Source organism: Mucisphaera sp. (genome assembly GCF_965279675.1).
Taxonomy (GTDB): Bacteria; Planctomycetota; Phycisphaerae; order Phycisphaerales; family Phycisphaeraceae; genus Mucisphaera.
Window position 1 is genome coordinate 1,538,669 of sequence record NZ_CBDIIJ010000002.1, and the last position, 11,941, is coordinate 1,550,609.

At 63.2% G+C, this 11,941-nt stretch carries 14 protein-coding genes; 7 read left to right on the forward strand and 7 right to left on the reverse strand.

Annotated elements, in window-relative coordinates:
- Nucleotides 1-6: 6 nt before the first annotated feature.
- On the reverse strand, nucleotides 7-822 hold the full coding sequence (locus ACQZAB_RS06710) for a metal ABC transporter ATP-binding protein (protein WP_428388238.1): 816 nt from the start codon (nucleotides 820-822) through the stop codon (nucleotides 7-9).
- Nucleotides 819-1,805, reverse strand: a complete 987-nt coding sequence (locus tag ACQZAB_RS06715) for a metal ABC transporter solute-binding protein, Zn/Mn family (protein ID WP_428388240.1) — start codon at nucleotides 1,803-1,805, stop codon at nucleotides 819-821. Before ACQZAB_RS06715 ends, ACQZAB_RS06710 begins: the two co-directional genes overlap by 4 nt.
- Before the next feature lie 141 nt (nucleotides 1,806-1,946).
- On the opposite strand from ACQZAB_RS06715, the gene ACQZAB_RS06720 reads away from it, so the two are divergent.
- Genes ACQZAB_RS06720 through ACQZAB_RS06730 form a run of 3 tightly spaced genes read left to right on the forward strand, consistent with a single transcriptional unit; the run spans nucleotide 1,947 to nucleotide 3,241 of the window.
- Nucleotides 1,947-2,612, forward strand: coding sequence for a metal-dependent transcriptional regulator (locus ACQZAB_RS06720; protein WP_428388242.1), 666 nt, complete (start codon nucleotides 1,947-1,949; stop codon nucleotides 2,610-2,612).
- A gap of 22 nt (nucleotides 2,613-2,634) precedes the next feature.
- Nucleotides 2,635-2,952 (forward strand): hypothetical protein, encoded by a 318-nt coding sequence (locus ACQZAB_RS06725; RefSeq protein WP_428388244.1) that lies wholly within the window; start codon nucleotides 2,635-2,637, stop codon nucleotides 2,950-2,952.
- The gene (locus ACQZAB_RS06730) at nucleotides 2,936-3,241 is read left to right on the forward strand and encodes a hypothetical protein (protein WP_428388245.1); all 306 of its coding nucleotides are present in this window, start codon (nucleotides 2,936-2,938) and stop codon (nucleotides 3,239-3,241) included. The genes ACQZAB_RS06725 and ACQZAB_RS06730 overlap by 17 nt, the downstream gene beginning before the upstream one ends.
- 19 nt (nucleotides 3,242-3,260) lie before the next feature.
- On the opposite strand, the gene ACQZAB_RS06735 is transcribed toward ACQZAB_RS06730, so the two are convergent.
- Nucleotides 3,261-4,790, reverse strand: a complete 1,530-nt coding sequence (locus tag ACQZAB_RS06735; RefSeq protein ID WP_428390145.1) for an SDR family oxidoreductase — start codon at nucleotides 4,788-4,790, stop codon at nucleotides 3,261-3,263.
- 216 nt (nucleotides 4,791-5,006) lie between these two features.
- Nucleotides 5,007-5,210: a hypothetical protein gene (locus tag ACQZAB_RS06740; protein ID WP_428388247.1), complete on the reverse strand. Its 204-nt coding sequence runs from the start codon at nucleotides 5,208-5,210 to the stop codon at nucleotides 5,007-5,009.
- A gap of 124 nt (nucleotides 5,211-5,334) precedes the next feature.
- On the opposite strand from ACQZAB_RS06740, the gene ACQZAB_RS06745 reads away from it, so the two are divergent.
- Both ACQZAB_RS06745 and ACQZAB_RS06750 read left to right on the forward strand, forming a co-directional pair.
- Nucleotides 5,335-6,903, forward strand: a complete 1,569-nt coding sequence (locus ACQZAB_RS06745; protein WP_428390146.1) for a deoxyribodipyrimidine photo-lyase/cryptochrome family protein — start codon at nucleotides 5,335-5,337, stop codon at nucleotides 6,901-6,903.
- Entirely contained in the window at nucleotides 6,900-7,253 is a 354-nt protein-coding gene (locus ACQZAB_RS06750) for a hypothetical protein (RefSeq protein ID WP_428388249.1), read from the forward strand. The genes ACQZAB_RS06745 and ACQZAB_RS06750 overlap by 4 nt, the downstream gene beginning before the upstream one ends.
- On the opposite strand, the gene ACQZAB_RS06755 is transcribed toward ACQZAB_RS06750, so the two are convergent.
- Together ACQZAB_RS06755 and ACQZAB_RS06760 are read right to left on the reverse strand one after the other, a co-directional pair.
- Nucleotides 7,250-7,675 carry a hypothetical protein gene (locus ACQZAB_RS06755; RefSeq protein ID WP_428388251.1) on the reverse strand — a complete coding sequence of 142 codons (426 nt, stop codon included), beginning with the start codon at nucleotides 7,673-7,675 and terminating at the stop codon, nucleotides 7,250-7,252. The genes ACQZAB_RS06750 and ACQZAB_RS06755 overlap by 4 nt on opposite strands.
- The gene (locus ACQZAB_RS06760) at nucleotides 7,672-8,469 is read right to left on the reverse strand and encodes an FAD-binding domain-containing protein (RefSeq protein ID WP_428388253.1); all 798 of its coding nucleotides are present in this window, start codon (nucleotides 8,467-8,469) and stop codon (nucleotides 7,672-7,674) included. Before ACQZAB_RS06760 ends, ACQZAB_RS06755 begins: the two co-directional genes overlap by 4 nt.
- Nucleotides 8,470-8,688: 219 nt before the next feature.
- Here ACQZAB_RS06760 and ACQZAB_RS06765 point away from each other — a divergent pair, with 219 nt between their 5' ends.
- Nucleotides 8,689-9,087, forward strand: coding sequence for a response regulator (locus tag ACQZAB_RS06765; protein ID WP_428388255.1), 399 nt, complete (start codon nucleotides 8,689-8,691; stop codon nucleotides 9,085-9,087).
- A gap of 21 nt (nucleotides 9,088-9,108) precedes the next feature.
- Nucleotides 9,109-10,650 carry an HD-GYP domain-containing protein gene (locus ACQZAB_RS06770; protein ID WP_428388257.1) on the forward strand — a complete coding sequence of 514 codons (1,542 nt, stop codon included), beginning with the start codon at nucleotides 9,109-9,111 and terminating at the stop codon, nucleotides 10,648-10,650.
- 15 nt (nucleotides 10,651-10,665) lie between these two features.
- Here ACQZAB_RS06770 and ACQZAB_RS06775 read toward each other — a convergent pair whose 3' ends face one another.
- A complete protein-coding gene (locus tag ACQZAB_RS06775) occupies nucleotides 10,666-11,913 on the reverse strand; it encodes a hypothetical protein (RefSeq protein ID WP_428388259.1) in 1,248 nt (415 codons plus the stop codon).
- Nucleotides 11,914-11,941 lie beyond the last annotated feature (28 nt).

Genomic DNA, 11,941 nt, shown 5'->3' on the forward strand with positions numbered 1-11,941 from the left:
GCGGGCTTAGTTCGCTGAGACGCGGACGGCTTCGGTGGCCTGGTCGAGGAGGGTGAGTTGCCCGCCGTAGGTCTTGCGGAGGTTGTCGGTGGTAAAGACTTCGCGGGTGGGTCCGACGGCGACGACACGCATGTTGAGCAGGACGGTGTGGTCGAAGTACTGGGTGACGGTGGCGAGGTCGTGGTGGACGACGAGGCAGGTGCCGCCTCGTTGCCGGAGTTCGCGGAGGAGTTCGACGATGGCGAGTTCGGTGGCGGCGTCGACGGCGGCGAAGGGTTCGTCCATGAAATAGAGGTCGGCCTGCTGGACGAGGGCTCGGGCGAGGAAGACGCGTTGTTGTTGTCCGCCTGAGAGCTGGCTGATCTGGCGGTTGGCGAGGTGGTGGACGCCGACGCGTTCCATGGCTTCGAGGGCCTGGGTTTTTTGTTGTTTGCCGACGCGGCGGAACCAGCCGAGTTGGCCGTAGGTGCCCATGGCGACGACATCGAGGGCGGAGACGGGGAAGTCCCAGTCGACGGATTCTCTTTGGGGGACGTAGCCGACGCGGGCGCGTTGTTGCTGATAGGGCTTGCCGTAGACCGAGACGGCGCCGGAGGCTTTGGGGACGAGGTCGAGGCAGGCTTTGATAAGGGTGGATTTGCCGGCACCGTTGGGCCCGATGACGCCGACGAGGGCGGCTTCGGGGATATCGAGGTCGACGTCCCAGAGGACGGGCTTGCGGTGGTAGGCGACGGTGAGGTCGTGGATAGCGAGCGGGAGTTCGGGCGGGTGCTCGTGTCCGGCGGCGGCTTTTTCGGGTTGGTGGAGGTGGATGGGTGTCATGGGGTAGCTGTTATGGTCTGGTTGAGCTTGCCCTGGAAGCCGGTTTCGGGGGCGGACCCGCCTAGGGCTCTTGTGATGGTGGTGACGTTGTGGTCGATCATGCCGATGTAGGTGCCTTCGTAGGTGCCGGGTTGGCCCATGGCGTCGGAGAAGAGTGAGCCGCCGATGACGAGTTGGTGGCCGGCGGCGTGGGCACCTTCGACGAGGGCGCGGACGTTCTTGTCGGCGACGGAGGTTTCGACGAAGACGGCGGGGATGTTGTCGTTGACGATGCGTTGGATGAGTCGTTCGAGGTCGAGGAGTCCGGCTTCGGATTCGGTGGAGATGCCCTGGATGCCGAGGACTTCGAGGTTGTAGGCGCGGCCGAGGTAGCCGAAGGCATCGTGCGCGGTGACGAGGACGCGTTGGTTTTCGGGGATGGTGGCCATGGTGTCGCGGGCGTAGGTGTCGAGGGCTCGGAGCTGTTCGAGATAGGTTTCGAGGTTGGCCTGGTAGGTCTCGGCGCCCTGGGGATCGTGTTCGGTGAGGGCGGTGGCAATGACTTCGGCAGCGCGCATCCAGCCGGCGACGTCCATCCAGACGTGGGGGTCGTGGTGCTGCTCTGCGTCGATGATGAGGTAGTCGGACTGTTCGAAGAGGGTTTCGGTCACGGGGTAGACGGTTTTGCCGGAGCGGGCGAGGCGGACGAGAACGTCGCCCATCTTGCCTTCGAGCATGAGGCCGTTGTAGAGGATGACATCGGCTTCCTGGAAGCGGGCGACGTCGGCTCGGGTGGGTTTGTAAAGGTGGGGGTCGACGCCTTCACCGATGATGTTTGTGACGGTGGCGCGGTCGCCGGCGATGTTGCGGGCGACGTCGGCGACCATGGCGATGGTGGTGACGATGCGGTAGGAGCCCGTGTCGGCGGCGGGCTCTTCGGCGGGTCGGCAGCCGGTGAGCAGGAGGCCTGCGAAGAGGGCCAGGGCCAGGATTAATTTTGACACATCAAAATGCTGCATTTGATTTATCCTAGGTTTTTTGGTCTGTTTAATCAACGCGTGGGCGGAGTCCTGTGCGGACACGGATCATACGGGCAGCGATGACCTTCGTCTTGATTTTGATTCATCAAAATGTATGCTGGGCTGATGGCGACCAGCACGGCAGAGAACTATCTCAAAGCGATTCATGGCCTGTCGCAGGGGGCCGCGGGTGGGCGTGTCTCGACAGGGGACTTGGCGGATCGGCTGGGGGTGACGCCTGGCACGGCGACGACGATGATGAAGCATCTGGCGGAGCAGGGGCTGGTGGGGTATCGGCCGCGAGCGGGGGTGAAGCTGTCTCGGGCGGGTCAGGCGGTGGCGCTGGATGTCTTGCGGCGACATCGGCTGGTGGAGTTGTTTCTGGTGGAGGTGATGAATCTGGACTGGGCCGATGTGCATGCTGAGGCGGAGGCGTTGGAGCACGTGGTATCGGAGCGGATGCTGGAGCGGATGGATGAGATGCTGGGGCGGCCGACGCACGACCCTCATGGCGATCCGATTCCGACGTCGGAGGGGGAGATGCCGGTGCGTTCGATGACGGCGTTGGCGGAGGTATCGGAGGGGAGGTATCGATTGGAGCGGATCGTGGGTGACGACCCGGCGTTTTTGACCTGGCTGACGGATCGGGGGTTGCTGCCGGGTGTGTTGGTGACGGTGCGGGGTCGGGACGGGTTTGCGGGGACGCTAACGGTGGGGGTGGAGGGGGGCGACGCACTTTCGCTGGGTCTGACGGCGGCGGCGCGCCTGATGGTGGGGGATGAGGTTTTGTGATGCGACCTGAAAGGGCTTGGGTATGAACTATTACGTGACGCGGATTGGTGTTGTGCGTGCGGGTGTGGTTTGCGCGGGGCTGTATTTCTTGTTGGCTTTGATCTTCCTACCGTTTGCGATTCTGGGCGGTGCCTTCCAGGCGGTTCAGGGGCAGCCGGGCCCAGCATTGGGCGCGGTGGTCGTGGCGATTGTGGCGGCTGTTTTCTATCCGCTACTTGGTTTTATTTCGGGTGTGATTGCGGCGTTTGTCTACAACGTCGTGGCCCGGTTCACGGGTGGTTTGTCGATGGTGATTGAAGCGGAGGAAGATTACACACAGGGGTTTGAAGGCTGCGGCTGAGTCTATGGTTAATTATAAGTTGCGATACCTTTCGATCGTAGATACAGGGCTATTTATGGCCTTTTTGTATCTGGCTAGTGGGTTGTACGGGCTTGTGTACTCATTGATTTATTTAGGTTCATTTTTTGAAGTTGAGTACGCGTACCTGCTTCTGGTCACTCCATTTAAAGGCTTTGTTGTTGGGGCGCTTTCTGCGGTATTCTTTAACGTGTGCGGGTTTGTCACAGGCGGACTGCGCTGTGGCATAGATGCGTATCAACCCTCTGAGCCTGAGCCAGACAAGGGTTGAGCGATCTGCTTCCTTGTGGCTAAGCGGGTGTACTTTGAGAGGGTTCGGCTTTGCCCTGACTGAGGTCTTCGGCGGCGCGTTTCATGCCATGGAGCATGCCGGAGAAGACGATGTGGTGGAGGGGGAGGACGGCGTACCAGTAGGCGAGGCCTGTGAGGCCGCGGGGTCGGAAGCGGGCGGTCATCGTGAGTTGGGTGGGGGCGTTGTCGGTGGCGGGTGGTTGGATGCGGAATTCGAGGCCGGCTTCGCCCGGGAGTTTCATTTCGGCGAGGAGGGAGAGGCGTCGGTCGCGTTGGACGTCGATGACGCGCCAGAAGTCGAGGGTTTCACCGTACTCGACGGTTTCGGGGTGTCGTCGTCCGCGTCGGAGTCCGGGGCCTCCGACGAGTTGATCCATCCAGCCGCGGATCTTCCAGAGGATGTCGGCGGCGTAGTAGCCGTGTCCGCCGCCGACGCGGCAGACGGCGGTGAAGACGTGCTCGGGTGAGGCGTAGATATCGATGATGCGTCGGTCGACGAGGGTGGAGCCTCCGGCCCAGTCGGGGTCGCCGGCGATGACACCTGCTGCGGACCATCGGGTTTCGATCTGGGCGAGCCTGGTTTTCTGGACGGCACGGTGGATGGCCTGCTGGGCGGTGAGCGCATCGTGGGGCATGAGTTGCTGGGTCAGGTCGTTGGTCACGACGACGCGGTTGCGGAGGCCTTCGGCGAGGGGGCGTGCGAGTCGGGATGAGACGGGGGTGACGAGCCCGATCCAGAGCGAACTGAGTTTGGGCGTGAGGACGGGTACGGGGATGATGATGCGTTTTCGGAGGCCGATCTCCTTGGCCATGATCTGCATGAGGTCGATGTAGCGATGCTTGTCGGGCCCGCCTATTTCGAGGGTCTGGCCGATGGTCTCGGGGGTTTGGAGGCTGCGGACGAGCCAGTGGAGGACGTCGGCGACGCCCACGGGCTGGCACTCGGTGCGGACCCACTTGGGGGTGATCATGAGGGGGAGGCGGTCGACAAGGTAGCGGAGGATCTCGAATGAGGCGGAGCCAGAGCCGATGATCATAGCGGCGCGGAAGCAGGTCACGGGGACGTCGCCTGAGGTGAGGATGTCTTCGACTTCCCGGCGTGAGCGGAGGTGCTGGCTCAGGCCGGGGCCGAGTTCGCCGAGCCCGCCGAGGTAGATGATGCGTTTGAGTTGAGCGGTCTGGGCGGCCTGGCGGAAGCGTTCGGCGAGTTGGCGATCGCGTTCGGCGTAGGTTCCGCCTGAGGCGACCATGGAGTGGATGAGGTAGTAGGCGGCGTCGTGGTCGGCCATCTGTTTGGCGAGCCAGTCGGCGTGGGTAACGTCGCCTTGGACGATGGTGACGTTGGCGTGGTGGGACCAGGGGCGGTCGGCGAGTTTGCGGGGGTCGCGGACGAGGCAGGTGACGGAGTGGCCGGCGTCGAGCAGGCGTGGGGCGAGACGACCGCCGATGTAGCCGGTGGCGCCGGTGAGGAAGACGCGTTGGAGTTGCGGGGTGTTCAGCGCGGGCTCCGGCGTGTCTGGTTTAGAGATGGATCGTCCTTGCGGGCAGCCAACCGGGTTTGACCGTTACGGTCAAGCCCAGTTTAGGTTTGCTGGTGTCGAGCCACAGAGAGGCTGCACGCTGGGTGCGCCGTAGTGAGCCGAGCGAGCCCAGTGTGTGGCGTGTCTTGAGGGTGATGTGCTGGCCGGCGGCGGTGATGGTGACGGGGCGTCCGTCGAGGGTGCCCGAGAGGCTGCCGGCCAGGATCAGTTTGGGGAGACACCGTCCCTCGTGCGGATCTTGACGGTACCGGAGAGGACCCAGTTGGCGTGGACGGCGTCGTCGCCTGTGCCGGAGGGAACCTTGATGCTCATGTTGTCGAATTCGTAGGTGATTTCGGCCTGGCGTCCGGTGAGTCGGTCGTAGAGGCCGATGGCGAGGTCGGGCCAGTTGGTGGTGTGCTCTGACATGGGGTCTCCTTGTATGGAGGAATGATTAGGCGCTGGTCTAGCGGTATTCCTGTGGCGGCATGACCTGAAGTGGGTGGGGCGACCTACGATCGGCTGTTCTGGGGTGTAAGGAGGCTGTCTTTTGCTGTCGGTGGTCTGGTTCAAGCGGGATCTGCGGGTGGTGGATCACGAGCCGTTGGTGCGTGCGGCGGAGGCCGGGCCGGTCATCGGGTTGTACGTGTACGAGCCGGAGGTGATCGACGCTGCGGAGCACGATGGGTGTCATCTGCGTTTTGTGAATCAGAGTCTGGCTGAGCTTCGAGAGGCGCTGCGGGGTTTGGGCGGTGAGTTGATCCTGGCAAGGGGAGAGGTGACGGGGGTGCTGGATCGGCTGCGGGAAGCGGTGGCGTTTGATGGTTTGTGGAGTCACGAGGAAACGGGGCTTGGGGCGACGTATGAGCGGGACAAGCGGGTCAAGGCTTGGGCGAAGCGTCGGGGTGTGCGCTGGGTCGAACTCCCGCAGCACGGGGTGGTTAGGGTGCTAAAGACCCGGGATGGCTGGGCGAAGAAGTGGCTGAAGCGGATGGCGGTGGCGCCTTTCGCCAAGCCGACGCGGATCGAGCCGTGGCCGGCAGAGGCGATGGGCGGGATCGCGGTGGGCGAGATTCTGGATGAGGCGTCGCTTGGCGTCGAAGCGTCAACGAAGACGGAGGCGCAGCCGGGTGGTCGTGAGGTGGGGCTGGATTTGCTCGGCAGTTTTCTGACCGAGCGTGGGCGGGATTATCAGCGGGCGATGTCTTCGCCGGTTGAGGGGGAGTGGGCTTGCAGCCAGATGAGTCCTCATCTGGCGTACGGGACGGTGTCGCTCCGGGAAGCGCATCACGCGGCGCAGGGGCGGCTGCTGGAGTTGAAGGGCAAGCGTGGTGAGGCGACCGAGTGGCGGCGGTCGGTCAACAGTTTTGCGAAGCGGCTGAGGTGGCAGAGTCATTTCATCCAGAAGCTGGAGGATGAGCCGGCGATCGAGTTTCGGAACATGCACCGGGCGTATGACGGGTTGCGGGAGGAAGACCTTCGACAGTGGACCGACCGGGATCATCAGCGTTTCGAGGCGTGGTGTGCGGGGCGGACCGGGTATCCGATGGTGGATGCGTGCATGCGTTGTCTGCATCGGACGGGGTGGATCAACTTCCGGGTGCGGGCGATGCTGATGAGCTTTGCGAGTTATCACCTGTGGCTGCACTGGCGGCATACAGCGCCGTTTCTGGCTAGGCAGTTCCTCGATTTTGAGCCCGGGATTCATTACAGCCAGTGCCAGATGCAGTCGGGGACGACGGGGATCAACACGGTGCGGATCTATTCGCCGATCAAGCAGGCGCTGGATCAGGATCCGGAGGGTGTTTTTATTCGGCGGTGGGTGCCGGAGCTGGAGCGGATGCCGGTGGAGTATCTGTCTCAGCCGGAGCGGTGTCCGGAGATGACGCAGGCGATGGCGGGTTGTGTGGTGGGTGAGGACTATCCGGGGCCTGTTGTCGATCACAAGGAGGCTTATCGGGAGGCGCAGCGGCGGATGTTTGCGGTGCGGGGTTCGGCGGCGGCGCGTCGGGAGTCGAAGCGGGTCTACCTGAAGCACGGGTCGCGGAAGCGGCCTGGCGATCGGCGGATGCCGAGTGGTGATGATCGGGGGGGTGCGACTGAACAGGTGGATGTGGCGTGAAGCACGTGCTGTTTGGTGGTGATGGCGGCGATCCGGATTCGACAGGGGATCGGTATGCGCTGCAGGCGCGTTACCTGGCGCTCACCCGCGTGGAGTTGCCGTCATTGGCCGCGTTGGAGAACTGGGCGGTGCGGGAGGATCACTGCTTCATGCGGATTATTCTGGATCATCTGTTTCAAGGGTGCTGGTATGAGCATTTGGATCGGCGGCTGCGGGCGTATAAGCAACTGGATGATGCGCAGCTGAGGCGGGCGGTCGCGATGGGTGAGCGGATGCTGGAAGAGGGTGAGGGGCTGGTTCTGCGGATGAATACGAAGAGTCTGGCGTGGCGGGGGAAGGCTTGGGATTAGCGGATGAGTTGGCGTTCGGCCTTGCGCCAGTAGCGGGAGAAGCGTTTGAGATCGGGTTCGGCGGGCAGATCGACGAAAGTGGGTTCGGGGATGATCTGGACCTGGTGGGTGGTTGAGAGTTGCTCGATCTGCTGGCGGAGGCGTGGGAGGGGGCTGGAACGGGTCACGATGGTTGCGGTGTGGTGTTCCTCGGCGAAGGCGCGGACCTGTTCGAGGAGGTTGCCTTTGCGGATGGTGAGGTTGGGGAGTTCGAGCAGGCATTCGTACATGAAGACGATGCGCTTGAGGGAGAGTTGCTCGGTCTGCAGCCAGTCTTCATCGAAGACGAAGATGGCGGGCTGGTTGGGCGCGAGGGCTTCGGGGGTGAGCATCTCGTCGTGGACCCAGGTGATGGCGTTGGGGGCGGTGGGGGGGTGGTTCATGGGAAGAGTCTGTCGTTGAGCTGGTCGTAGGTGAGGTCGAAGGGGTTGTCGCCTTGGGGTGTTCGGCCGTTGAGGTGGGGGCCGAACCATTTCTGGACGTTCTCGAGGTTGAAGATGTAGGGCTTGTGACTGAAGGTCCCGGCGACCCATTGCCAGGAGAGGTTGTTGGAGGCGAGGTCGGCGTCGAGGAGGTGGGTGAGGAACCAGGCGGCCCCGGTCTGCCAGCTGACGCGTCGCCAGTGGACGAGGTAGGCGGCGAGCTTCATGCGCGACTGGTTGTGGATATAGCCGGTTTCGTAGAGTTCGGTGATCCAGAGGTCGATGAAGTCGATGCCGGTTTGGGCGTTGGCGATGTCTTCGGGGAGGTCGTCGGTGTAGGCGGAGGCGTCGAGGCCGGTTTTGTGGTCTTCGAGGTCGGTCCAGATGTCGTTGCCGATGTTGCCTAGCACGCGCCGCCAGTAGTCTCGCCAGGCGAGTTCGTTGATGAGCTTGTAGGCACCCCTGGCCGAGCCTGCGGTTTCGATGGCTTTGTCTCTGACCTGCGCGAGGGAGAGGACGCCGTGGCGGAGGTAGGGCGAGAGTCGGGTGACGGAGCCGTCGGGGAAGTTTCTGGTTTTGGCGTACTCGCGCGGGTTGATGGCTGCGAGGCGATCGTTGGCGGCGGCGAGACCACCCGATGTATCGGAGGCGCGGTTGTCGATCGTGGCGGCCTGGGGGAACTGCTCGTTGCAGTATTGGATGAGTTCGTCGCGCGTGTTGAACTCGGAGTGGAGGTTGTTGGCGGTTGTGGGCATGGGCGATGGTAGGTAGGCGGGGCGGCAGAATCGTTCCAGGCGGTGTGATCGTTACAGGTGTTGCAGAGCGCCTGTGGGCTTGTGATCTGGGTGGGTCTTGCGGGTTTTGGTTTGACAAAGGATGCGTCCGGTTGGGCCTGGGGCTCAGGTGGTGTTGGGTCCGGGTCGATGTTGCGAGCGTGTGACTCGCTTTTGAGGTCTGTCGCAGGAGAGGTCGAGATGTCTGGACGTCGGGTGATCGTGGCGGATGACGAGCGGCATATCACGCGGATTCTGGCCTTCCGGCTGAAGCAGAGCGGGCTGGAGGTAGAGACGGCGTGCCATGGACGGGAGGCTTTGGAGAAGGCGCTGGCGAACCCGCCTGATCTGGTGGTGTCTGATTACCAGATGCCGGAGATGAACGGGCTGGAACTGGCGATCGCGCTGGCTGAGGCCGAAGCGACCGCGGAGGTGCCGGTGATCGTGCTGACGGCGCGGAGCCATCGGCTGACCAAGAGTGAACTGGTTCAGACGAACGTGCAGGCACTGTTGGACAAGCCGTTGAGCGGGGCCGAACTGGATGAGACGGTTCGGGAGATTCTTGGACTGGATAAAGAGGTTGCTGCGGAAGCGGCCTGACGGTGAGACAGCGAGGCAGTTATGCATGACTTGGTGTGGGAGACACTTGGTGAGCGTTGCGCGGCGCTGAAGCTGCCTGTCTGGGCGGTTGAGGATGGGGCGCTTCGTCGGCTGTGGCCTGAGGATCAGGCGGGGCTGCCGGAGTTGATTGAGCAGAAGGCGGCTGAGGCCCTTGAGCGTTGGCAAGAGGATGGGTCGGCGACGACCTGGGAGCCGTTCCCGGGTTGTGTGCTCTTTGGGCTGGGGCCGGCGACGGGTGGTGGGGCGGTGGTGGCGGCGTTGGATCGTCGCTGTGCGCAGCTGGCGATGGAGGAGGGGACGGAGCGCCTGCTGTCGGAGACGCCTGTGGATGCGGAGCGTTTGTCGCGGCTGCTCGCCTGGGTGTTTGAGGATCAGGAAGCGGCGGCGGGGGACATGGAAGCGCTCGATGAGTTCAGCGGGAAGCTGCTGCAGTCGTATGAGGAGACGCGGCTGCTCTATCGGGTGTCGCGGATCCTGAATCATTCGAGTGATCCGGCTCAGGGCCTGGAGGCGTTGACGCGTCAGATCCAGGCGATTCAGCCGTTCAAGTGGGTGGCGCTGACGTTCCTGGATTCGTCGCCGGTTCCCGAGCTGTCGGGTAAGTGCGTGTTCTCCGGAGAGGTGGCGTGTTCGGACGAGGCTCTGGATGTGATGCTGAAGGAGGTCGCTGGGGGGATCCGTGGCGACGGCTGGAGCCGTGTGCTGGATCCGGATCAGCACGCGCTGGCGGCGATGGCGGGCTCGGTGGTTCTCGTGGAGCCGATCCATCACGACCACGTGGTGGTCGGCCTGATCGCGGCGGGCGGGCGTGTGGGGGATGAGGAAGATGTGAGCAGCGTCGAGATGCAGTTCTTCGATGCGACGGCGGAGTTTCTCGGGACGTATCACGAGAACCTGGCGCGTTTCGCTGAGCAGGAGCGGATGTTTCTGGGAACGCTTCGGGCGCTCACGGCGTCGATCGATGCGAAGGACCCGTATACGCGGGGTCACTCGCAGCGGGTGGCGCTGCTGGCGCAGCAGACGGCGCAGGCGGTGGGTCTGAGTGAGGAAGAGATCGAGCGCGTGCGGATCGCGGGGCTGGTGCACGACGTGGGCAAGATCGGCGTTCCCGAGCGAGTCCTACTGAAGGCCGGCAGGCTGACGGATGAGGAGTTCGGGGAGATCAAGAAACACCCGGAGATCGGGTATCGGATTCTCAAGGACGTACCGTCACTGGAGGATGTTCTGGGCGGGGTGGTGTCGCACCACGAGCGGTGGGACGGGCGCGGGTATCCGCAGGGTCTGAAGGGTGAGGACATCCCGTATCACGGTCGGATCATCGCGTTGGCGGATACGTTCGATGCGATGAGCTCGACGCGTTCTTACCGGGCGGCGATGCCCCGGGAGAAGGTGCTGGCGGAGATCGAGAAGTGTGCCGGGAGTCAGTTTGACCCGGAATTGGCGCAGGCGTTTCTCCAGATCGACCTGAGGGATTACGACCTGATGCTTGAGAGCCATCGGGGGTTGAGTGGGTTTGAGGTGCCGCCGGGGATCGCGGCCTGAGCCGCTGATTCGCTGTTAATCGATGAGGCGTCGGAAGGTGCCGGGGACGATTCGGGGGACGCCTGTCATGCGGCGGAAGCCAGGGGGTGGGTTTTCTTCCCAGAGGGGGAGGTCGATGTGGTGGAGGCGTTTGTAGGTGATCAGGTCACCGCCGACGATGATCTTGCCCTCGGTGTAGCTGTCATCAACATTGATATCGAGGTTTCCTGAGACATAGATCAGGCCTTTGATGGCGTTGGGGAAGCTGTCGAGGAAATCGATGTCTGACCAGCCCCGGTAGGGTGTGCCCGGGGGGTTGTATTGCGTGAGCAATCCTTCATAAAGGCTGTTGCTCGAAGACATCCGGATGGCGAAATCGCCTTGGACCATCAGGGTCGGCAGGTTGCTGACCGCGGGTTCCATGTTGATGCGTCCGCCAATGTGGGAGCCGGCGGGGACATTCAACAGGATCAGGGTGCCGACAATTCGGAGGTTCTCGATAGCGATCGGATCTTGATTCTCTAGGTCGATGATGTAGATGCCGTTGGGATCGGTAGCGAGGTCGTATGGATTGCTGTTCGGGCTGAGGAGAAAATCAGCAAGTTCGCGCCTCCCGCTTCTGACGGGCAGTCTAGTGCGGTCGATGGAGGTGCCGAGTGTGGCGTAGAAGGCGAAGAGCTCGTCGGGGTTGGGGAAGTCGAGGGGAGGAACGCCCTCGGCGGTGATGCCGTGGTAATTGGTCCCTGTTATCGAGCCAGTTGCTTCCATGTGCGCGTGAACCTCGTTGCCGTAGTTGTTGACACTACTGTTGGTTGCCAGTGTGAAGTTGGCTGGAGCCGGGATCCTGTCATAGAGGGTGACATCTCCGGTGACGGCGACGCCAGGGAGGAGGCTGGTGATGGGGTCGTCGCCTTCGGTCGGGGTGAGGGTGACGGCCAGGCGGTGGGCATTGATGCCGATCTGCGCAGCGACTTCGAGGGTCATGGGGTCGGTCGGGTCGTCGGCGAGGTCGCCATCTTCGTCGACAAGTCGCCAGTTGATGGTGCCGTTGTCGAGGCTCTGGGTCGGTCGCCAGGCGCCGGAGGTGAAGCGTTGACGCCAGGGGGTGCCGCCGAGGCTTTCGACCCGGGCGGCATCGGCAATGCGCTGCCGGGCCAGGGCGACGGCGGAGAGGGCGAGGTGTTTGGCGTCGCCAGCCTTGGCCGTGGCTTCAGCGTTGTAGAGGTTGAGCCGGGCGGCGGAGACGCCGGCGACGCCGAGGATGGCCACCAAAGCGGCGACCATCAGGATGATGACATAGACGGCCCCGGGG

Coding starts and splice junctions, on each gene's coding strand:
- ACQZAB_RS06770 (WP_428388257.1), top strand. CDS start 9,109: ATGCATGACTTGGTGTGGGAGACACTTGGTGAGCGTTGCGCGGCGCTG.
- ACQZAB_RS06765 (WP_428388255.1), top strand. CDS start 8,689: ATGTCTGGACGTCGGGTGATCGTGGCGGATGACGAGCGGCATATCACG.
- ACQZAB_RS06710 (WP_428388238.1), bottom strand. CDS start 822: ATGACACCCATCCACCTCCACCAACCCGAAAAAGCCGCCGCCGGACAC.
- ACQZAB_RS06740 (WP_428388247.1), bottom strand. CDS start 5,210: ATGTCAGAGCACACCACCAACTGGCCCGACCTCGCCATCGGCCTCTAC.
- ACQZAB_RS06725 (WP_428388244.1), top strand. CDS start 2,635: ATGAACTATTACGTGACGCGGATTGGTGTTGTGCGTGCGGGTGTGGTT.
- ACQZAB_RS06720 (WP_428388242.1), top strand. CDS start 1,947: ATGGCGACCAGCACGGCAGAGAACTATCTCAAAGCGATTCATGGCCTG.
- ACQZAB_RS06775 (WP_428388259.1), bottom strand. CDS start 11,913: ATGGTCGCCGCTTTGGTGGCCATCCTCGGCGTCGCCGGCGTCTCCGCC.
- ACQZAB_RS06760 (WP_428388253.1), bottom strand. CDS start 8,469: ATGCCCACAACCGCCAACAACCTCCACTCCGAGTTCAACACGCGCGAC.
- ACQZAB_RS06755 (WP_428388251.1), bottom strand. CDS start 7,675: ATGAACCACCCCCCCACCGCCCCCAACGCCATCACCTGGGTCCACGAC.